Annotated in this window: 17 protein-coding genes; 9 read left to right on the forward strand and 8 right to left on the reverse strand. The window is 65.1% G+C overall.

The window, feature by feature from the left end; genetic code table 11:
* Positions 1-19: 19 nt before the first annotated feature.
* Entirely contained in the window at positions 20-526 is a 507-nt protein-coding gene (locus ABD893_RS04435; RefSeq protein ID WP_345076342.1) for a DUF2505 domain-containing protein, read from the reverse strand.
* Positions 527-634: 108 nt separating this feature from the next.
* On the opposite strand from ABD893_RS04435, the gene ABD893_RS04440 reads away from it, so the two are divergent.
* Positions 635-2,128 carry a sensor histidine kinase gene (locus ABD893_RS04440; protein ID WP_345076343.1) on the forward strand — a complete coding sequence of 498 codons (1,494 nt, stop codon included), beginning with the start codon at positions 635-637 and terminating at the stop codon, positions 2,126-2,128.
* A 122-nt stretch (positions 2,129-2,250) separates the two neighbouring features.
* Here the strand turns inward: ABD893_RS04440 and ABD893_RS04445 are convergent, their stop codons facing one another.
* Entirely contained in the window at positions 2,251-2,499 is a 249-nt protein-coding gene (locus ABD893_RS04445) for a WhiB family transcriptional regulator (RefSeq protein WP_299304496.1), read from the reverse strand.
* A gap of 386 nt (positions 2,500-2,885) precedes the next feature.
* Here ABD893_RS04445 and ABD893_RS04450 point away from each other — a divergent pair, with 386 nt between their 5' ends.
* Positions 2,886-3,347 carry a hypothetical protein gene (locus tag ABD893_RS04450; RefSeq protein WP_345076344.1) on the forward strand — a complete coding sequence of 154 codons (462 nt, stop codon included), beginning with the start codon at positions 2,886-2,888 and terminating at the stop codon, positions 3,345-3,347.
* Between the two features lie 59 nt (positions 3,348-3,406).
* Here ABD893_RS04450 and ABD893_RS04455 read toward each other — a convergent pair whose 3' ends face one another.
* From ABD893_RS04455 to ABD893_RS04480, 6 genes are all read right to left on the reverse strand, one after another.
* A complete protein-coding gene (locus ABD893_RS04455) occupies positions 3,407-5,923 on the reverse strand; it encodes an ABC transporter permease (RefSeq protein ID WP_345076345.1) in 2,517 nt (838 codons plus the stop codon).
* On the reverse strand, positions 5,923-6,675 hold the full coding sequence (locus tag ABD893_RS04460; RefSeq protein ID WP_345076346.1) for an ABC transporter ATP-binding protein: 753 nt from the start codon (positions 6,673-6,675) through the stop codon (positions 5,923-5,925). Before ABD893_RS04460 ends, ABD893_RS04455 begins: the two co-directional genes overlap by 1 nt.
* A 218-nt stretch (positions 6,676-6,893) precedes the next feature.
* Positions 6,894-7,583, reverse strand: coding sequence for a response regulator (locus tag ABD893_RS04465; protein ID WP_345076347.1), 690 nt, complete (start codon positions 7,581-7,583; stop codon positions 6,894-6,896).
* A 94-nt stretch (positions 7,584-7,677) separates the two neighbouring features.
* Complete coding sequence (locus ABD893_RS04470) at positions 7,678-8,940, reverse strand: sensor histidine kinase (RefSeq protein WP_345076348.1); 1,263 nt, start codon at positions 8,938-8,940, stop codon at positions 7,678-7,680.
* Positions 8,941-9,175: 235 nt separating this feature from the next.
* Positions 9,176-9,922: an SOS response-associated peptidase gene (locus ABD893_RS04475; protein ID WP_345076349.1), complete on the reverse strand. Its 747-nt coding sequence runs from the start codon at positions 9,920-9,922 to the stop codon at positions 9,176-9,178.
* A gap of 1 nt (position 9,923) precedes the next feature.
* On the reverse strand, positions 9,924-11,084 hold the full coding sequence (locus ABD893_RS04480) for a YihY/virulence factor BrkB family protein (protein ID WP_345076350.1): 1,161 nt from the start codon (positions 11,082-11,084) through the stop codon (positions 9,924-9,926).
* Positions 11,085-11,279: 195 nt separating this feature from the next.
* Here ABD893_RS04480 and ABD893_RS04485 point away from each other — a divergent pair, with 195 nt between their 5' ends.
* The 7 genes from ABD893_RS04485 (at position 11,280) to ABD893_RS04515 (ending at position 21,666) form a co-directional block, all read left to right on the forward strand.
* Positions 11,280-12,401, forward strand: coding sequence for a TadA family conjugal transfer-associated ATPase (locus ABD893_RS04485; protein ID WP_345076351.1), 1,122 nt, complete (start codon positions 11,280-11,282; stop codon positions 12,399-12,401).
* A 43-nt stretch (positions 12,402-12,444) separates the two neighbouring features.
* Positions 12,445-14,178, forward strand: a complete 1,734-nt coding sequence (locus ABD893_RS04490; RefSeq protein ID WP_345076352.1) for a type I restriction-modification system subunit M — start codon at positions 12,445-12,447, stop codon at positions 14,176-14,178.
* 56 nt (positions 14,179-14,234) lie between these two features.
* Complete coding sequence (locus ABD893_RS04495; protein ID WP_345076353.1) at positions 14,235-15,386, forward strand: restriction endonuclease subunit S; 1,152 nt, start codon at positions 14,235-14,237, stop codon at positions 15,384-15,386.
* On the forward strand, positions 15,383-18,550 hold the full coding sequence (locus ABD893_RS04500; protein WP_345076354.1) for a type I restriction endonuclease subunit R: 3,168 nt from the start codon (positions 15,383-15,385) through the stop codon (positions 18,548-18,550). Before ABD893_RS04495 ends, ABD893_RS04500 begins: the two co-directional genes overlap by 4 nt.
* 90 nt (positions 18,551-18,640) lie before the next feature.
* A complete protein-coding gene (locus tag ABD893_RS04505; RefSeq protein WP_345076355.1) occupies positions 18,641-19,393 on the forward strand; it encodes a GmrSD restriction endonuclease domain-containing protein in 753 nt (250 codons plus the stop codon).
* Between the two features lie 104 nt (positions 19,394-19,497).
* Positions 19,498-19,821, forward strand: coding sequence for a hypothetical protein (locus ABD893_RS04510; RefSeq protein ID WP_345076356.1), 324 nt, complete (start codon positions 19,498-19,500; stop codon positions 19,819-19,821).
* 27 nt (positions 19,822-19,848) lie between these two features.
* Positions 19,849-21,666 carry a recombinase family protein gene (locus tag ABD893_RS04515; RefSeq protein ID WP_345076357.1) on the forward strand — a complete coding sequence of 606 codons (1,818 nt, stop codon included), beginning with the start codon at positions 19,849-19,851 and terminating at the stop codon, positions 21,664-21,666.
* Positions 21,667-21,734 lie beyond the last annotated feature (68 nt).

Genomic DNA, 21,734 nt, shown 5'->3' on the forward strand with positions numbered 1-21,734 from the left:
TCGCCCTCAGCAGGATGACTCAGCTGGCCGCCGACTCGCGGTAGGTCTTCGCCGAGCGTTCTTCGGCGCGGAGCACCGTGGAGACGTAGGGGATCGCTGCCTTCTCCAGGCGCGGCCCCAGCAGCGGGACCTTCGCGACCAGATCCCCGTCGATCTCGACCGTGCTGGCTGAGTCCCCGGAAGCGGAGAGGCGCAGGGTGGCGGTGAGTCCGGCGGGAGTGCCGACGACATCCAAGTGCATGGTGCCCTGGCGACTTCCGTCCTGCTCGGGTGCGGACCAGGACTGCTCCTCGTGGATCGTGACCGAGGAGCCGACGAAGGGCCGCACCATGTCCGGCACCCGGTCGGTGGGCATCGACAGTTCGGTGCGCACTGTGAAGGCGCCGGAGGGGTTCCCCTCACGCGTGGAACTCGCCTGCGCCGCGCCGAGCGTGCGCCGGCGGATCTCGGTGTAGTCCGGATCGGCGTACATCTCCGCTGCGGAGTGCGCTGAAAGCGGGAGATGCAAAGTTTCTCGAAGCTTCATCCTGGTCCTTCCTCGGAACGGGTCGGTCTCAGCCTAGAGCAGTGCGGAGGAGCAGCCCGCCGGTGGGACGGTCACCGGGGCGGTGACGCAGACGCCTATCCTGTCTCCATGCCGAGCCTGTCCAAGTTCCTCGCCGATAATCGTGGTCTCTCCGAGAAGGAGGCGGATTGGTTGCAGCACCTGGTCGGTGACTGGAACCTGCTGTCCGATCTTCTGCGTGCCGACCTCGTGCTCTGGATCCAGGAGGATGACGGCCCGTTGGCCGTCGCGCATTGCCGCCCCGCCACCGGCCCCACCGTCTACTACGAGGACCCGGTGGGCACCACGAGCGATGGTGGTGAACAGGGCCCTGAGATCGCCCGGCTGCTCGCTGGAGGTGAGTCGTCCCGCCTCACCACCGAGCTCGAGCGCGAGGGCCGCCGCGCCGTGGGGACTCTGGTCCCCGTGCGCAAGAATGGCCGCACCCTCGCTGCACTGGCGGCAGAGGTTCCCGAGGCTGACCATCAGCCTTCCGACAATGAGATCCACCAGCGGGCGCTGGGTGATCGCCTGCTGCGAATGCTCGAGAACGGTGCCTTCCCGATCGCGGGAGCTCCGATCCCGCCGCGGCGTGGTGCGCCGCGAGTCGGCGACGGCGTGGTCGAGCTCGATGAGGCGGGGATTGTCCAGTGGACCTCCCCGAATGCACGCTCGGCCTTCCATCGTTTCGGCATCGCGGGCGATATGGAGGGCATCACCCTCGCGGAGCTTTCCACGGAAGTGCTGCAGTCTCGCTCTCCTGTCGATGAGTCCTTGCCGCTGGTGCTGATGGGTCGCGCCGCCTGGCGGTCAGACATGCAGGCCCGCGGCGGGACCCTCTCACTGCGTGCGGTGCCGCTGACGGAGCAGGGGAGTCGCACCGGCGCGGTGATCCTGGTGCGTGACGTGACCGAGCTGCGTCGTCGAGAGCGCGAGCTGATCACCAAGGACGCGACCATCCGCGAGGTGCATCACCGGGTGAAGAACAATCTGCAGACGGTGGCTGCGCTGCTGCGGATGCAGTCGCGCCGGATGAAGTCTGACGAGGCGAGGGAGGCGCTCGCGGAGGCGATGCGACGGGTCTCGACGATCGCACTGGTCCATGAGTCGCTGCTCCAGGGGTCTCAAGAGGCTGTCCACTTCGACGAGGTGATCGACCGCTGCCTGCGGCTCGCGGTGGATGCAGCGAGCGCCACCGTCCATCGCGCGGGGACCCCGCAGCTGACCGACACCCAGGTCGAGGTCCGCACCCAGAAGATCGGCCGAGTGGGGTCCATCCGGGCGGAGGAAGCGACGCCTTTGGCATTGGTGGTCACCGAACTCGCGACCAACGCGGTGGAGCATGGTCTCTCGGAGACCGGAGGGACGCTCACCATTCGCAGCGATCGCACCGGATCCCATCTCGTCATCTCGATCGAGGATGACGGCATGGGGATGGGGCCTGCGAAGCCCACGGGCCTCGGGACGAACATCGCCCTGACTCTGGTGCAGGGTCAGCTCGGCGGGACTCTCACCTGGGAGGACCGTCCGGAGGGCGGAACCCGGGCGATGGTCGAGGTCTACCTGGATCCGCTCACGATCTGAGCAGAGGGCGGGATGGAGCCGGGGCTGAGGCCGGGCGGGAACCGAGCCTGTGGCGTCGGTCAAGAGGTCCAGCTGGGTCCTGCGGCGCCACGCTCAGAGGGGGTGCCGCAGGACCGAGACGATCAGCTGGCGCGGCGAGCGCGGGCGTTGCGGCGCTTCAGGGAACGGCGTTCATCCTCGGAGAGTCCGCCCCAGACGCCAGAATCCTGGCCAGTCTCGAGCGCGAACTTGAGGCAGGCTGTCATGACGTCGCAGCCCTGACACACCGCCTTCGCTTCCTGGATCTGGGTGATCGCCGGTCCGGTGTTCCCGATCGGGAAGAACAGCTCGGGATCATGCTTGAGGCACTCGGCACGGTGGCGCCAGTCCATCGTCACTCTCTCTTTCCAGGACGCCCCACCCCGCCCCGTGGGGCGTGGCGCGGCGAGGGTCACCCTCTATGGGGCGTTCTCGGGTCTCTGGCTCTTCGGGCAGGACGGGGAGCGGATGCTCCCGCGATGTCCATCAGCTCGACGAGCAGATCTCCATTCTCTGGGGCGGCCGTGCAGTCGACAAGGGCCAGGATGAGCAAGCCTGGTGGCACTTCCCACACCACATGAGTCCGGGCCGCATCAGGCGTGATGCCTGGCACGAAGGCGTTGCATCCGGGTGCGGAAGGTGCTTCATCACCTGCCTGAGCATGCGCCAGGTCGTCCGTCGGATGGCGAGGCCGGGGGAGGTGACGTGGTGGCACAGGCGCGGAGATTACAGTGCACACATGCCCACAGACACCCATGCTTCCGCGCGCGGAAGCTCCCGAGATGACCGCCGCGGTGGTTCTGCGGACGGTCCCGACCCGAGCCCCCGCAGCCGCCCGATCGTCGCCCTCCTGCTCGGCATCGAGGCCCTGCTGCTCGCAGCGGCCGCGACCTACTGCTTCGTCGCGGTCTCCGGCGGCGACCTGCACGCCCGCCTCGGGATAGGTCTGGGGGTGTTCCTGCTCCTGTTCGCGCTGCTGCTGGGACTGGCCGCGCGTTCGATCCTTCAGCGGGGGCGTTTCGGGCTGGGATGGGGAATCACCTGGCAGCTGTTCCAGGCTTTGGTGGGGGGAAGCATGCTCAACGCTTCCATGTACTGGCAGGGAACCCTCGCGCTGATCCTCGCGATCACGCTGTTCGTGCTGCTGACGCGGCTCGTGCACTCCACTCCGCTGCCTCAGCGCATTCAGCGCGGCGACTGAGGGCCAGCCGCTGCACGGGAACCTTCCGTGGCTCTCGCACAGCGGCCGCTCTCAGAAGCTCACTCGTTCTCCGCGAGGGCTGCGGCGGGGGCGGTACGGGCTGCAGTGTTCCCGGGGAGGACCGAGGCGAGGCCGCCAGCGATGATGGCCAGCAGCACCACCAGGCCGACCTGTCCCCAGGGGATCGTCATCGTGACGGGATAAGCGGACCCCAGCAGGGCGTTGATGCCCAGGATCCCGTAGGCGCTGCCGATCACGATGCCCAGCACCGCCCCGACCAGTGCCAGCAGCACACCTTCCCAGGCGAGCATCGCGCGCATCTGCCCGCGAGTGGTGCCCAGCGCCCGTAACAGGGCGTTCTCTCCGGTCCGTTCGATGACGCCGAGGCTCAGCGTGTTGGCGACACCGACCAGGGCGACCAGCACGGCGACCGCGAGCAGCCCGACGGTGATCCCCAGCAGGATGGAGAGGATCTGGCCGTAGGCCTCCCGCTCCGTGCCGCCGAAGTCCGCGGACGCCTCGGAGAAGCCCTCGCCCATGATCACCTCGTCGACGGAGCCGACCAGGTCGAGCGCATCGACGCCCTCCCTCTGGGGTGTGCCGGGGTCGGCGAAGTCGCCGAAGATCGCCGATTCCGATGGCCCATCTCCGATGATCTCCTCGAACGTCGTCGGGGTCACGAAGGACATCTGCAGGTTGGCATCGACCTGGACCCGCAGCTCGTGCACTGCGCCGTCGGTCCCCTCGACCTGCAGGATCTGGCCATCGGTGACACCGAAGCGCTCCGAGCGATCCTGTCCCAGCAGGACCACGCCGTCCACGAGCTCGTCGGCCATCCCGGGTCGGTGGGAAGTTTCCCGCACCGCCTCGGGAGAGATGCCGTAGAGGGTCATGGGCTCCGGGACGTCCACCTGGATGTCGCCTCGGCTCCCTTCGTGGGCGGTGTCGATGCCCTTGATGGAGAGGACCTGTTCCAGGGCGTCTGCAGGCATCTCGCCGGCGGAGATGACCATGTCGATCGGGCGCCGGGAGTCGAGCTCCGAGATGAGCGTCGCTTCGGCGGTGCGGGCACCGACGGCCATCATCGTCATCAGCGTGGTGCCGATCAGGAGCGCGGCGATCGTCGCCGCGCTGCGCCGCGGATTGCGGGCGACGTTCGCGCTCGCGATCCGCGCCGGGAGTCCGCCGATCTTGCCGATGGCTCGGCCGACGAGGGCAGAGAGGGGCTGGGTGAGGACGACCAGGGCCAGCAGTACCCCGGTGAAGCTGGCCACCCCACCGAGCATCGCCAGCATGATGCCGAGCGAGGGCGAGTAGGTCATGGCCAGGGCGGTGCCGCCAGCCATGACTGCGATGCCGAGGACTGTGGCGACCAGACCGAGGACGCCTCGCAGACCGAGCCCGCGACGCACCGCTGGCGGAACCGGCCGCAGCGCCTGGAGAGGCGCCACCCTGGTGGCCGACCGCATCGGAGCGAGGCTTGCAAGCAGCGTGATCACCACCCCGGCGAGCAGCGGCAGCAGGACAGACCAGATGCTGAAGGGAACCAGCATCACGCCGTCCAGCCAGCCGATGCCGGCGGCGCCCGCCAGCGCGAGCTGCACCAGGAGGTGCCCGCCGATCATCCCGGCGGCGGCACCGATCAGGCCGACGCTCAGCGACTCTCGCAGCACGACGCCGCGCACCTGAGAGCGGGTCGCGCCGAGAGTGCGCAGCAGAGCCAGGCTCCGGGTGCGCTGGGCGATGGTCACGGCGAAGGTGTTCGCGATGACCACGGCACTGGTGAACAGGGCGATCACGACGAAGACGGCGAGCATCATCCCCAGCACCGCGAAGTCCCCGAGGAAGTTCCCGGCGGTCTCGTCCTCCGCCTCTTCGACGGTGCGCACGTCCAGACCGCCCGTGCTCGCGGCGGAGGCCACGGCGGCGGGGTCCGTGCCCTCGGGCACGGAGGCGAGCCAGGACTCGGTGAGGGTGCCTGCCTGCGGTCCGAGCAGGTCGGCGGCGCTGGTCTCGGGGATCAGGACTCGCGGGGTACCGCCGAATACTGCACCCTGCGGGATCGGGGCGATGCCCACCACAGTGAGCTGCAGCTCCTGACCGCCCGGGGTCCACTCGGCCGGAACGGTCACGATATCGCCGAGGCCGACTCCGAGCTGGTCCACAGCGGCGGTGTCCAGGACGATCTCGGAGCTTGAGGTGGGCAGGACTCCCTCCCGCAGGGAGTCCGCCTCCTGCTCTCCCGGGGGCAGCAGTGCGAGTGAGAGGAAGGCACTGGTGCCCTCGGCGGACGTGAGCTGGAGGTACTCGTTCAGAAGCGGCCAGACGGCATCGGCACCGTCGATCTGTGGCGCCTCGAGGGGCTGCTCGGACATCCATTGGTCATCGGTCAGGGGACGGACGATCTCGAGGTCAGCGCCCTCGTACTGCTGGGAGGCCTGTGAGCGCAGCGAGGCCTGCATGAGGTTCCCGGCCAGCACCATCACGGCGACGAAGGCACAGGACAGCGCGATGGTGACGACGGCCGCGAGGTGCCGCCGCAGCGGGGTGAGCTTCACCGGAGCACGACGGGCCATCAGCGCTGCCCTCGCAGGTTCTCGTCATGGGCGATCCGGCCATCGGCCAGCGTGATGATGCGGTCGGCACGCTCGGCGGCATCCCGCTCATGGGTGACCATCACGACCGTCTGGGCGAACTGATCCACCGACAGCCGCAGGAACTGCAGGACCTCCTCAGTGGTGTGGGAGTCGAGGTTGCCGGTGGGCTCGTCGGCGAAGACGACTGCGGGGGAGGTGACCAGCGCGCGGGCGATGGCCACACGCTGCACCTGTCCGCCGGAGAGCTGTGAAGGCAGGTGGGAGAGCCGGTCGGTGATCCCGAAGGCAGAGGTGATGGTGTCCAGCCAGGCGCGGTCCACGCGCTTCCCGGCGAGCTCGAGGGGCAGCAGGATGTTCTGCTCGGCGGTGAGCATCGGCAGCAGGTTGAAGGACTGGAACACGAAGCCGATACGTTCGCGTCGGAGCGTGGTGAGCGCGTCATCGCCCAGGGTGGTGATCTCGGTGCCGTCGATGCTGATGGAGCCGTGGTCGACGACGTCGAGCCCTGCGAGGCTGTGCAGCAGAGTCGACTTGCCGGAGCCGGAGGGGCCCATGATGGCGGTGAACTCGCCGCGGGCGATCTCGAGGTCCACGGCATCCAGTGCGGTCACGATCCCGGCGCCGGTGCCGTACGTGCGAGTGACGGCGCGAGCGGTGATGGCGGGCGGGGCGGCGTCTGCAGCGGAGCGGCCGCTGGGGGAGGAGAGCGCGGCGTGGGGCTGGGAAGTCATCAGGTTCCTTCACGAGGAGGTCGTCGGTCATGAACGATCCTGCCGTGACGGGCGGCGCTCTGACATCACCCTGTGGTCGCGGTGTCGGATGCGGGGCGCGACCGGGGTCGCCGTTGCAGTCATACCGAGGTCATACCAGGGGCTGATGCCTCAGTGCTGCCCAGCACTGCAGTCGTGCTGAGAGCTGCCGGGCATCCTCAGGGTCGGGAGATGCGCCGTCAGCTGGCGCCGGGGGCGACCAGCCCGGTCTCGAAGGCGATGATCACGGCTTGCACCCGGTCCCGGGCACCGAGCTTGGCGAGCACCCGGCCCACATGGGTCTTCACGGTCGCCTCGGCGACGAACAGCTCTGCCCCGATCTCCCGGTTGGAGAATCCTCGCCCCATCAGGGTGAGCACCTCGCGCTCCCGCTCGGTGAGCGGGTCCAGGACGGCGGTGTCCTTCTCTTCCGGTTCGGGGGCGCGCACCACGCGCTCCAGCAGTCGGCGCGTGGCAGACGGGGCGATCACGGCGTCCCCGCGGTGGACGGTGCGGATCGCCCCGAGCAGATCCTCGGGCTGGGCGTCCTTGAGCAGGAAGCCGCTGGCCCCGGCACGGATCGCGGAGACGACGTACTCGTCCAGATCGAAGGTGGTCAGGACGATCACCTTCGGAGAGCGGTCTGCGGGAGCCTGCTCGAGGATCCGTGCTGTCGCCTCGATCCCATCCATCCTCGGCATCCGCACATCCATGAGGACCACGTCTACGGTGCGACCGCGCAGCACTTCGACGGCTTCGATGCCATGGGAGGCCTGAGCGACGACTTCCATGTCGTCCTGCGAGTCGATCACCATCGTGAAGCCGGCGCGCACCAGCGGCTGGTCATCGACCAGGGCGATGCGCAATGGGCGGTCGAGCGGATCGTTCATCGGGGCTCTCCTGGGAACGCGCAGAGGGGATGGGGCGATGTGAGGGGGTGGTGCGGGGTCGGGGCGGCGGGAGGTGGGTCGCTGGTCGACGTGCTCACCGGCTGGCGCGGGAGGTCATGGGCTCGAGCGATCCGGTCAGCGGCACGACGGCGCGGACCCGGTAGCCGCGTGAGGGGAGCGGACCGGCCTGCAGGGTGCCGCCGAACACCGACATCCTCTCCCGCATCCCGGTCAGGCCGTGCCCCTGACCGTCGGAGGCGGGATCGGTGCCCTGGCCGTCGTCGAGCACCTCGATCACGAGCTGCTGGGGGCCGCGCATGATCCGCACCGCGGCGGAGGCACCGGGGCCGGCATGCTTGAGGACGTTGGTCAGCGATTCCTGGACCAGTCGGAACACGGACACCCCGAGCGAATGGGGGAGATCCTCCAGGGGTCCTTCGACCTGGAGATCGACAGCGAGCCCCGCCGCGACCACCCGGTCGGTGAGGTCGCCCAGCATCTCCGGGCCAGGCTGCGGTCCGAAACTGGTTTCGTCCTCCTGGCGCAGCACACCGAGCAGGGAGCGCATATCGGCCAGCGCCGCCCGACCGGTCTCCCCGATGGTGGCCAGCACCTCGGCGGCCTGCTCCGGCTTCTGCGCGGCGACGAAGCGGCCGCCGTCGGCCTGCGCGATGATCACCGAGAGGGAATGCGCGACGACATCGTGCATCTCCCGGGCGATCCGAGCACGCTCCGCCGCGACCGCGAGCGCGGTGCGCTGCTCGCGCTCCCTAAGAGCCTGTTCGGCCCGGTCACGGGTGAGGGCGAGCTGCCGCACCCGGGCCCGTTGCAGGTTGGCCAATGCCCAGACCGCGACGATCGTGATGGTGCCGACGAGGCCGAGGCCGAAGAAGCTGATCAGCGCTTCGAGAGGTCCGCCGTACTCGCTGCGCAGGGCATCCACCGCCCAGAACGACGCCTGCGCGAAGACGCCGAGCAGACCGGCGGCCACGCCGAGGCCATGCACGGCGGGCTTGCCATAGGCGACGGCGCAGAACATTGCGTAGAACGTCATCACATCCCCCATGACCACCGGGATGTTCACCAGCAGGTGCAGCACGGCGAGCGCGCCGATCAGGATCACGCCGAGCATCGGACGCACCCGGCACAGCGCCCCGGCGGCGACCATCGGCACGGTGAACAGAGTCCACCAGCCGATCGAGCCGGTCCATAGGGAGGAGATCAGGATCAGGAGGGAGGCCCCGCCGAAGCCGATCAGGTCGACCGTGCCGGGGTTCTCGATGATCCAGCGGAACGGGTCGCGGAAGCGGAAGCGCTCGGCGGGCGCTTCCGTTCGATGCTCGGATCCGTTGGTCATGGCTTCGAGGGTACGGGCGCCGCGCCGTCGGGCGCGTCAGACTGCAGGCGGATCTGCACCGTGCAGTGGTCGCACTGGGGTGGATATGCGCTGCGATGGATGGAGTCCAGCTCCATGCCCATGCCCATGTCCAGTTCCATGCCCTTGTCCAGGTCCAGGTCCAGGTCCAGGTCCAGGTCCAGGTCCAGCCCCCAGGCGTGGGGCGTCGGGCGAAGAGTGTGTGTTGAGGCAGAGGTCAGAGCAGGGTCTGCGGCGGGTCCAGCAGTTCGGGTCCTTCGTTGCCGACCTTGCCGACGCGTGGATCCACCTCACGGACGTCGAGGGTGTCGTCATCCAGGAGGTGGGTGTCCTCCAGGATCCATTCCTGGGCCGCGTGGCGGTCGTCCATCGCCGTGTCGAGCCAGGAGTCGAGCTGATCGCGTCGCAGCATCACCGGAGTGCGGTCGTGGATCTCGGCGAGCTCCCCGGTCGCCTCGCGGGTGATGATCGTGGTGCTGAGCAGGAAGCTGCCGTCGTCGCTCGCGGCCGGGCCCTCATGGGATCCCGGGCCCTTCCACCAGGAGACCAGTGCGGCCATGTACAGCGGGGAGCCATCTGCCGGGGCGATGAAGTAGGGCTGCTTCCGGGCGCCCTTCTCCCCGCGCACCCACTCGTAGTAGCCGTCCATCGGGACGATCGCGCGGTATCGCCCCAGGCTCCCGCGGAAGCTCGGCTTCTGGCCGAGGGTCTCGCGACGGGCGTTGAAAGTGCGCGAGGAGAACGACTCGTCTTTCGCAAAGGGCGGCAGCAGCCCCCAGCGCGCCACCCGCAGTGCCCGCAGCACCTCGCCGGTCTCTTTGTCGATCGACTCGGTGACCACGTGGATCGGAGCTGTGGGCGGGATGTTCCAGCGACTTCGCAGGTGCGGATCTGTGAGGTCGACCGCGCCGAGATCGTCCACCAGCGGCTCGATCTCCTGGAAGAAGGCGAAGCGACCGCACATCTCAGGCGTCCTTTGATCGTGCACCGGAGCTGTCGGCGTCGGGATCGACGGTGGGCACGCCATGGCGAGGGGTGAGGCGGGCATCCTCGCCGGTGTAGGCCTCAGCATCGTGGTGGAGATTCTGCAAGCGGATGTCACGGCCCTCGTCTACGATCTTCTCGTACTTGGCGTCCGCCTTCTCCGCGCCGCTGGAGTCTCGCATCGGCAGCGCCAGGGACTCCTCAGCGGCCTTGCCGGACGCGAGCTCGCGGGCACGCTCGTACTCGGCATCGACCTCCGCGCCCATGATGATCACGATGTTGATGACCCACAGGGCGAACAGCACCGCCATGATGCCGCCGATGGCCCCGTAGCTGGAGTAGCCGGCGACGGTACCCATGTAGATGGAGAGGGCGACGGCGGCCACGGCGATGCCGAGGATCGCGAACACCCCACCGGGGGAGATGAAGCGGAAGGGCTTCTTGATGTTGGGCGCGCCCCAGTACAGCAGTGAGATCAGGGCGAAGGCGATCACCAGGATCACCGGCCACTTGGCCCATGCCCAGATCGGCAGGAACGAATCCAGCAAGAAGGTCAGCACGCCTTCCGCTCCGATGGTGGAGGCGATCGGCCCCAGCAGGCCCTGCACGAGGGACTCGCTCAGCAGCACCGAGACCATCACCAGCAGGATGCCGAGGATCATCGCGACCGTGAGCAGCAGCATGGTGCCGTTCATCCGGATCGGACCGCGCCCCTCGGGAACTTCATAGATGTGGTTCGTGACCCTTCCGAACGCCTTGATGTACGCCGAGGCGGACCACAGTGCGGTGGCGATACCGACGATGAGAGCGACCGTGCCGCCGGTCGCAGAACCCATCAGGGAATTGAGCGTGGAGTCGACCGCACCGCCGACCTCCATTCCGCTGCCGCCAGCCCCGGACGAGATCGCATCTTTGATGAGCTGGGCGATCTGGTCCTGGATGCCGGACAGCAGCAACGTGGCCAGAGAGAACAGGGCCAGCAAGGTCGGAGCGATCGAGAGCACCATGAAATAAGTGAGCTTCGCGGCCTGGTCCGTGCCGCCGTCACGCAGAAACTCGCTGAGCACGCGCTTGGCCATGTATTTCACGGTGGTGGCGGACATTGAAGTGGCGTCTTTGCCCTTGGCTGCGGAGTCGGCCATGAGGGAGCTCCTGGGATCGGTGGGACCGTGGACAGACGTCATCCTGCCATGATCGTGAGCAGGGAAAATTATCCACAATTGCTGGGAGGGACGAGCGGTGGCCCCGAGTTCCCCCTACAGTGTCGGAGACGACGCGACGTGCGTCACCTCACAATGGTGGGGGCAACCGGTCGGTCAGAGCCCGGAGGGGAACGCATGGACGCCGCCACCATCATCGAGAGCGAATCGCGCGAGCTGATACGCCGACGAGGTCTCGATGTGCATGCTGATCAGCTGGAACCCTTCATTCGTGAGGTGGTCGCCGACTACGATCAGCGTGCCGCTTCCGGTGAAGTCCCGGTGCTGCGCGATGACGACGACACGATGGTCGCGACGATCGCGGCCCGGATCGGCGGCTTCGGCCCGCTGCAGGAGATGCTCGATGACCCGGGTATCGAGGAGATCTGGTTGAACTCCCCCTCGCAGGTGTTCATTGCACGAAACGGGCGCTCCGAGTTGACCACTGTGGTGCTCAGCGACACCGAGGTGCGCGGGATCGTCGAGCGGATGCTGGTCAGCAGCGGCCGCCGGCTCGACATGAGCACTCCCTTCGTCGATGCATTGCTGCCCGATGGGTCCCGTCTGCACGTGGTGATTCCCAGCGTGACTCGTGCTCATTGGGCCATCAACATCCGAAAATTCGTCGCGAAGGCTTACGACCTGCAGGGCCTGGTGGGGCTCGGGTCCCTTCCGCAGCAGGCTGCCGATTTTCTCGATGCCGCGATCGCCTCCGGGCTCAACGTCATCGCGTCCGGGGCGACGGGGGCGGGAAAGACCACCTTCCTGCGCTGCTTGGCGCAGTCGGTCGGTGCTCGGGAGCGGGTGGTGACCATCGAAGAAGTTTTCGAGCTGAACCTTGCTCTTCGCGATGTCGTGGCGATGCAGACCCGTCAGCCGAACCTCGAAGGCACGGGGGAGATCTCGATGCGGCGGCTCGTGAAAGAGGCGCTCCGGATGAGGCCCAGCCGGATCATCGTCGGAGAGGTCCGCGAAGCGGAGAGCCTCGACATGCTGATCGCTTTGAACAGTGGACTGCCCGGCCTTGCCTCGATCCATGCGAACTCGGCACGCGATGCCGTGACCAAGCTGTGCACCTTGCCGCTGCTCGCCGGGGAGAACGTGACGAACAGGGAGTGCAAAACGCGGCACCGCCTCAAGGCTCGTCGGGCCTGGTCTCCAGGGAGATGTGCCCGCCGTCGAGCTGCCCGGTATCGATCCGGCACCGACTGGCACCCGACTCCCGGGCAACAGTCCAGGAATGTCCCTGTAGGCGTCTAACGTGGGTCGCAACTCGTTCACCTATGGAGAAGCGGACTCATACATGAGCAACCTCGGGCCCTTCGTCTGGTCTATCGCGGACCAGCTTCGCGGCGTCTACAAGCCGCACCAGTACGGCAGCATCGTCCTGCCATTCACGATCCTGCGCCGGCTGGATGCCCTGATGGCCTCCACGCGGGACGAGATGCGGGCGCTTGCGAAGAAGCACACCGGGGGAGTCCTCGACGCCCAGATGCGGCGAGGTACGGGCCTGTCCTTCTACAACACGAGCCAGTACGACTTCGCCCGTCTCCTCGATGATCCGGACCAGCTGCGCGAGAACCTCATCGAGTACGTCACCAGCTTCTCGGCGAACATCGACGTGTTCGAGCAGTTCGGCTTCGAACAGGTCATCAACGTCCTCGACGAGAACAACCGGCTCTACCTGGTGGTGGAGAAGTTCGCCGGCGTGAACCTCCACCCGAGCGCGATCTCCAACGCGGAGATGGGCGACCTCTACGAGCACCTCATCTACAAGTTCGCAGAAGCCTCGAACGAGGAAGCCGGCGAGCACTACACGCCCCGCGACGCCATCCGCCTTCTCGTGGACCTGCTGTTCGCGGAGGAGCAGGAGTCGCTCCTCGGGGAGGGCGTGGTCCGCACGGTCTACGACCCCACTGCCGGCACCGGGGGCATGCTCTCGGTCGCCGAGGAACGCCTGCGTGAGCGCAACCCTGACGCTCGGCTCACGCTGTACGGCCAGGAGATCAACGGCCAGTCCTACGCGATCTGCAAGTCGGACATGATCTCCAAGGGCCAGGACATCGGGAACATCCGCAAGGGCGACACCCTCATCCAGGACCACTTCTACCGCCGCACCTTCGATTTCTGCCTCTCGAATCCGCCCTACGGCGTGGACTGGAAGGCTGCCGAGGAGTTCGTGAAGGAGGAGGCGCGCACCGGCAAGCTCGGACGCTTCGGTGCCGGGCTTCCATCCGTCAGCGACGGGCAGATGCTCTTCCTGCAGCACCTCGTCAGCAAGATGCGCCCGGCCCACGAGGGTGGCGGCCGCGCTGGCATCGTCCTCAACGGCTCACCGCTGTTCACCGGCGCTGCAGAGTCGGGGCCGAGCAAGATCCGCCAGTGGTTGCTCGAGTCTGACCTTGTCGACGCGATCATCGCGCTGCCGACCGACATGTTCTTCAACACGGGCATCGCTACCTACATCTGGGTGCTCGACAATGCCAAGAAGCCCGAGCGCCAGGGCACGGTGCAGCTGGTGGATGCCACTGGCATGTGGACGAAGATGCGCAAGGGCATGGGATCGAAGCGTCGCGAGATCCCTGAGGCGCACCGCGACGAGATCGTCTCGCTCTACGACGCCCATGAGGAGGGGGAGAACTCGAAGATCCTGTCCACCGATGAGTTCGGCTACTGGACGATCACCGTCGAGCGACCACTGCTTGATGACGACGGCGAGGTCGTGCGCGACCGCAAGGGCCAGCCGAAGCCCGACAGCAAGAAGCGCGACACCGAGAACGTGCCGTTCACCTATGGCGGCAACACCGAGGGAGCCGATGGGATGGACGCCACCATCGAGGCGTACTTCGCCGCCGAGGTCGCACCGCACGTGCCCGACGCCTGGGTGGACCACAAGAAGACCAAGGTCGGCTACGAGATCCCGTTCACCAGGATCTTTTACAAGTACGTTCCGCCTCGCCCGCTCGAGGAGATCGACCACGACCTAGAAGCGAAGATCGCCAAGATCCTCACCATGCTCAAGGCGGTGGAGGCGTGACTCGGCTTAAGTTCGTTGCAGAAGTTATCGCGGGGCAATCCCCTCCCTCGGAGGTCGTGTCTGAATTCGAGCACGGGCTTGCTTTTATGCAAGGCAATGCTGAGTTTGGTGCTCTATCGCCAAATCCGAAGTGGCAAGTCGAAAGCCCGCCAAAGCGAGCGAAGGAAGGGGATGTTCTTATATCGGTTCGCGCCCCGGTGGGGGCCCTCAATTTCGCCGATCAAGCCTACGGAATCGGCCGAGGTCTTGCCGCCATTCGGGCCGTGAATGTGAATAGCGGGTTCCTTTGGTGGTGGTTGCACACACAGATCGAGCGTCTCGATGCAGAATCGACCGGATCTACCTTCAGGGCTATTTCTAGTTCGAACCTCGAGAACCTTGATGTTCCGAACCTAAGCCGCACTGAACAGCATTTAATCGCCGACTTCCTCGACCGCGAGACGAAGCGGATCGACGAGCTGCTCGCCGAGCAGCGCGGCCTCATCGAAACAATGCGGGAACGACGCGTCGAATTAATTGCGCAAGGGGTTACTCGCGGCATCGACGGAGGTCCGCTTGGGACGTCGCCCATGCCGTGGATTGGGGTTATACCTCAAAGATGGACTAGTGGCCGCATTAAGCACCTCGGGGAAGTGACTCTGGGGAAGATGCTTCAGCCGCGAGGCAGGGAGGGAGACATTGAAGCACCTTACATGCGTGCCGCAAACGTTCAACCGGACGGTGTTGTCGCTGACGGCGAGTTCAAAACTATGTGGTTCACCCCGGGCGAACTTCGTTCTTTGGATCTCCAGAAGGGAGACGTAGTGGTTGTCGAAGGAGGTGTTGGTGGCTACGGGCGTGCTGCCTTTCTTCGGGAGTCGCTGGTCGGCTGGGGGTTCCAAAACAGTATTAACAGGATCCGACCATTTGGTGACGGCCGTTTCATTGCCTACTACCTTCAAGCCGTTAGAGCGAAGGGGCTCATGAGGGCGTACAGTAATATCGTTTCGATGCCGCATCTCACGGCCGAGAAATTAAAAGCCATGCCCGTGCCTATTCCGCCAGATGTCGAACAGCATAGAATCTCGGAATACCTCGACGACCAAACTTCCCGCATCGACGCTCTCATCGCTGAGTCCGAGGATCTCATCACGCTCTCTCTGGAGCGCCGGGCGGCACTCATCACCGCAGCAGTCACGGGCCAGATCGACGTGAGGACGGCAGCATGACGGGGCAGCATAAGGAGATCGAGTTCGAGCGCGAGCTCGCCGAACACCTCGAAGCGAACGGCTGGCTCTACTCCCAGAACGACGACCTCTACGACGTGGAGCGCGCGCTTGTTCCGGGAGACGTCTTCGCATGGCTTCAGGAGACGCAACCCGCTGCGTTCGAGAAGTTCATCAAGCCCGGCTCGCCGGATGAGGACAAGCGCCGGCGGATGCTCCTGAATCGTCTCGTAGCCAGTCTCGACAAGCCGATGACCGACCGCGAAGGTGCTCTGCGGACGCTGCGCAAGGGCTTCAATGTTGCAGGCCTCGGTGCCGGGTCGGCGAAGTTCGACATGATGCAGGCCCGCCCGGAGACGACGCTGAACCCGGCGACGCTCGCCCGCTACCAGGCCAACCGTCTGCGGGTGATGCGTCAGGTGCACTACGGCGACGCCAACAAGTCCATCGACCTGGTGTTTTTCCTCAACGGCGTGCCGGTAGCGACCGCGGAGGTCAAGACCGAGAACACGCAGACCGTCGAGAACGCGAAGGCGCAGTACAAAACCCGTTCCCTGGGCGCGAAGGGCAAGAAGCCCTACGCGCTGCTCGGCAACGGCACCCGTGCTCTGGTGCACTTCGCGGTGTCCGAGGACGAGGTCTGGATGACCACGAAGCTCGACGGGCCGAAGACCCGGTTCCTGCCGTTCAACCGCGGAACTGAGGATGGTGGGGCCGGCAACGCCCTGAACCCGCAGGGGCAGCGGACGGCATACTTCTGGGAGCAGGTGCTGCAGCGCGACGCGTGGCTGGCGATCCTCTCGCGCTTCATCTGGATCTCCGAGTCCCGCACCAAGGACGAGAGCGGACGGCAGAAGCGCTCGTACACGCTGATCTTCCCCCGCTTCCACCAGTGGGACGTCGTCGAGAAGCTCGGTCAGGCAGTCACGGCCCCGGAACCGGACCGGCGGTTCCTCATCCAGCACTCCGCCGGGTCAGGGAAGACCAACTCCATCGCGTGGACAGCTCACCGCATGGCTCGGCTGCAGGTCGGCAATCAGAAGCTCTTCGACACCGTCATCGTGGTCACCGATCGAAACGTGCTCGACGCGCAGCTGCAGGAAGCCATTCGGCAGATCGACATGGACAGTCAGTCGATCGTCGCGACGATCGACGACAAGACCATTCGCGAGTCGGGTACCGGCTCCAAGTCCGGCGCTCTCGCCCAGGCACTGGAGTCGGGCAAGCTGATCATTGTCGTCACGATCCAGACCTTCCCGTTCATCCTCGACCAGCTTCAGAGCGCCGATGTCTTCGCCGGTAAGAGGTTCGCGGTCATCGCCGACGAAGCGCACTCGTCCCAGTCGGGCCAGACCGCTGCGAAGCTCAAGAGCGTGCTGACCACCGAGCAGCAGGAAGAGCTCGATGAGACCGGCGAGGTCGAGGTCGACGCCGAGCAGATGATGATCGACCGGATGCTCAGGGATGAGATGAAGGCTCGGGCGAGCCACGAGGGGATCACCTTCTTTGCGTTCACCGCGACGCCGAAGAAGAAGACCCTGGAGCTCTTCGGGCATCGTGACAACGATGAAGCGGAACCCAAACCCTTCCACCTCTACTCGATGAAGCAGGCGATCGAGGAGGAGTTCATCCTCGACATCCTGCGCGGATACCGCACCTACAAGATGTACTTCGACCTCGGTGAACGGATCGCGGGGTCGCTGGACACGGAGGTGGAGGAGGACAAGGCCAAGAAGGCCGTGATGCAGTGGGTGCGGGTCAACCCGACCACCATCGCGCAGAAGTCAGCCATCATTGTCGAGCACTTCAAGGAGAACGTCGCTCATCTGCTGGATGGGCACGCGAAGGCCATGGTGGTCTCTCCGAACAGGCTTGGCGCGGTGCGCTACAAGCGCGAGATCGATCGGTACATCAAGAGCCAGGGCCTGGACTACGGCACTCTCGTGGCGTTCTCGGGCACGGTCGAGGATTCCAAAGTCAGCGCTGAGCTCGGACTGGAGACGCTGACCGAGGGAACCATGAATGGTGCCGCTCGCGATCTGCGCCAGGAATTCAAGAGCGACCAGTACAGGGTCATGATCGTCGCGAACAAGTTCCAGACTGGCTTCGATCAGCCGTTGCTGTGCGCGATGTACGTAGACAAGAAGCTCTCCGGTATCACCGCTGTGCAGACGCTGTCGCGCCTGAACCGGACGCACACGACCCAGAAGGGCACGAAGAAGACCTCGCTCCTGACACAGGTCGTGGACTTCGTCAACGAGCCGGCCGATATCCAGGAGGCCTTCGAGCCGTACTACGCCGATGCTCAGATCGATGAGCTGACTGATCCGAACCTGATCTGGGACATGGTCTCGAGGCTCGACGGAGCGGACATCTACGAGATCGAGGAGGTCGAGCAAGTCGCGACCGCCTTCATGTTCGAAGGCACCGGCAGGGGTTCCAAGGTCAACGCAAAGATCGCCGCTGGCCTGGGACCGGCGAAGAAGCGCTATCGAGATCGGCTCGACCACGCTCGTCGCCAAGAGGACCGCTTGGACCTGGACGAGCTGGTGCTGTTCCGGAAGAACGTGACGTCGTTCCTGAGCTTCTTTGACTTCATCACCCAGGTAGAGGACTACGAGGACCTCGATCTTGCGAAGAAGGCGATCTACCTGCGCCTGCTCTCACCGCATCTGCGGGACTCAGAGGTCTCGGAGGTCATCGACCTCTCTGACGTCGAGTTGACTCGCCTCCAGCTGGTCGAGGAGCAGCCGGTCGACATCGACATCTCTGCCGGAGGTTCGATCACCGGCACGACCCAGTCGGGCAGCGGTGAGCCGCGTGACCCGAACATGGTCGCGCTGCTCGAGGTGGTCCGGGAACTTTCGGCGATGCTCGGAGAGTCCGAAGAGACAGCCATGGGTGCCGTCACGACGATCATCTCGAAGCTCGGTGAGGACGAGACGCTGGTGCGCCAGGCTAAGTCGAACAGCGAGAGCCAATTCGAGGAGAGCCCTGACCTCCACAGCGGTACTGATGAGGCCGTTCTTGGTGCAGGGGACGTGCTCGGCAGGTTCAGCGAGATCATCTTTGCCGGGGACGCCGAGTCGGACCGTGCGCGCCAGCTGATCGCCCGGGCGTTCTACCGATCCCAGCAGGTCGCCCCGGCATCGCCATTACAGGGGTAGGTACGTTTTGGGGGCCGTCGTGCAGGATCTGACAACCAGCCATTGTGATCAGGTCGGCTAACTCTAATTTGAACGAAAGGCACTTGTGTGATGAATAGCGTTAGTGATGGAGATCTTGTCAAGGCTCGAGATGAATGGTCGAGCAAGGAGTGGGATGCTCACTTTAAAAATATTGGACTTAGTGCAGCAGGCGGCTCGCGCTATAATGCCGGCGGAAAGAATCGTGTATTGAAGCATTCACTCCTGTCTGCGCAAGAACGTCGATGCTGGTTTGAAGGGAGTGCGCGTTGCGAGTCTGGGCAAATTTTTTCGCGAGAGGCACAGATTGACCATGTTGTACCGCAGAAAGCTTCCGCATTACAACTGAGGTCGGCATTGGAGTCGTCTAAGTTTCAACGGGGGTATTTTGATGTCCATGATCCGGGGAACTTGGCGGTCATCTGTGGCCCTTGCAATCAAGAGAAGTCCAACTGGGCCCCGACGAAAGAGACGCTCGCTTGGGTGGTACGCCGTGAGAGGATCGAGAGCAAGCGTGGCAAAGTGATCGCCGCGTATAATACGTGGCGTAAGAATTCGGCGCTGGATGAAGCGACTCTGAAGCTACTAGAGAATGTGAAGTTTTCAGATCGGATTACGAAGGACGTGTTCGCTGACTTGACCGCGTCGATGATTGAAAACCTCGCGAACCAGTCTGGCGTCACTTCGTCTCTGAAAAAATTGCAGGAAGTTGCCATCGAGACCTCTGAATATCAATTTTCAGTGCAGCCTTCGGAAGATGTGGTTGAATATCACGCAGAGATGTACGCAGAGATGCAGGCAGAAGATATGCGGCATGGCATCTAGTTTGCGCATACGTGCTTAAACGTTGTTGGGCTGTGAATTTCACTGCGTATGATCCCCCGATCACGTCTCTGGCGCGAGTAACTCGGCAGGGGTGTCGGAAGCTCGTGCAGGATCGTCGGGAGGCTGCGCAGCTGCTCAAGCAGCGCCGCGAGCACTACGAGCGGTGGGAAAAGGCGCTGACGGACGGGACGAAGTCCTGGGAGCGGGCCAGCCGCATGAGGAACTTCCTCCAGGAGATCGAGGACAGAGCCGGCCCCGAGAGCGCCGACTTCGTCGCGTGGTCAAGGGCCTTCATCGACCAGCTCGACCCGGTCGAAGGGTTCCAGTCCCCAGAAGGCGAAGTGCCGGACCTGTCCCATGCCGAGGCGGAGCGGCTCCGCAACACGCCTGCACCGACCGTCTTCGATCTGTGGAGAACAGAGCAGTAGGGGAGTGCAGCGGTTAGCCTCGGAGTCGTGGCCAAAAGAGGATTGATCTACGGACGAGCGTCTCGCGACCCGAAGCACCGAGGGGCCAGCGTCGATGACCAGATTCGTGAGTGCCAGGCCTGGGCCGACGCCAACGGTGTGGATGTCGTTCGCGTCATCCGTGACGACAACCGCTCTGCCAGCGCCTCAGCCAAGCGCAAGCGCGAGGGCTTCGACAACGTCCTTGAGGTCATCAGGGCTCGAGAGATCGACATACTCATCGTCTGGGAAGCATCCCGGGCCACGCGAAATCTCAATGAGTTCGTCGTCTTACGGGAGGCCTGCCTCGCTGCAGATGTGGACCTTGTGTACAAGGATCGAACTTTCGACTTCGAGCTGGCGACAGACTCTTTCAACACCGGACTCGACATACTCTTCGCCGAGCGCGACGCGTCCGAGATCCGTGATCGCAACATGCGCACGGTACGGCGCAACGCCGAGGCCCGGCGTCCTCACGGCCGCCTCCCGTATGGCTACCGGCGTGTCTACGACGCGACGTCCGGGGCGCTACTGTGCCAGACCCCCTTCGTGAAGGCTGATATTGCGGGATTGCCTGCGCCGAACGCCGACGGGGAACTCATCCCGGTGCTGCCCGACTCTGAGCTACCCAAGACGCTCTCGCCAGAAGCTCAGGTCCTGGCCGAGGCTGCGCGAGCTGTGATCGAAGGGAGGTCCCTGCGCAAGATCGCGATGGACCTCACCGAAAGAGGCGTACCAAGTCCACGGAGACCGAATACCAAGACCCTTGCCGAGAACCCTGCGGGGGTCGTCAGCGATTGGCATCCGCAATCATTGCGTCAGAGGCTGATTAATCCGACGATCGCGGGGCGGCGCGTCCATCAGGGGCAGGACATAGGAGAGGCGGCCTGGGCACCGATCATCGAGTACGGGACCTGGATGCGACTTCACGCGATCCTGGCGGACCCATCGCGGCGGTCTATCTCCGTCCCGCGTGGCCCTGAGCCGCGACACTTGCTCTCGGGGATCGCGCGCTGCGGGGAGTGCGGTGCGCGGATGAAGGCGCGGACCAATATGTCCCGGATGCCGCGGGCGTACACCTGTGATCACGAAGGGTGTCGTCGTGTCACAGTGACGGCCCCCAAGGTCGACGAGATGGTCGAGGCTGTGCTCTATCGACTCTTCGACTCCCAGGGCTTCCGCGATGACCTGGCCACGGCGTATCGCCAGCAGAGCGAACGCGAGGGCACACGCGCCGGCCCCGACCCTGCAGCCCAAATAGCTGCTCTCGAGAACGAACGTGACGAGCTCGACCAGCTGCGCTCCGAGGACCTCATCAAGATGCGTGCGTACGCACTCGAGGACAAGCGTATCGACGAGGAGATCGAGCGAATCCGTGAGCAGCAGGTCGCTCCGGTGACGTCGCCAGCCTTGCGGCGAATGCTCGACGCCAACACATTCGCCGCGGGCTGGGAGGATGCTGATCTGTTCGACCGCAGGGACATCGTGCGGATCCTGATCTCGGTCACCGTCAATAGAGCGACCGTGCGCGGCCGGGCCTTCGACTACGGCCGGGTTGTCTTCGGCCCGTCAGACTTCCTGCTGGACTCTTGGGGCCGACTCTCCCAAGAGGACCCGGCGGATCTGTACCTGGAACAGGAAGATGACGAGGACTTCGTACCCGTCGCTCCATCGGAGGACCAGGTGCCGCCGGTCCCGACGGAGCCGCAGAACGTGGATGAATGGGCAGATCGCGTCGTCGAGACCTTCCCCCGTCCTGGCCCGGAGGTCGCTCGCCAGCTGGCGGCTCTGTTGCCGCGTGACCGCGAAGTCTCCCTAGACGACTGACAGTCAGCCTGGAGACCTGTCGTCAGTCCGGGATGAGCCAACTTGTGTGCCAGGGCGGCCGGGGTCTG

Origin of the sequence: Brachybacterium paraconglomeratum (assembly GCF_039541415.1) — a bacterium.
GTDB classification, from domain to species: domain Bacteria; phylum Actinomycetota; class Actinomycetes; order Actinomycetales; family Dermabacteraceae; genus Brachybacterium; species Brachybacterium paraconglomeratum_A.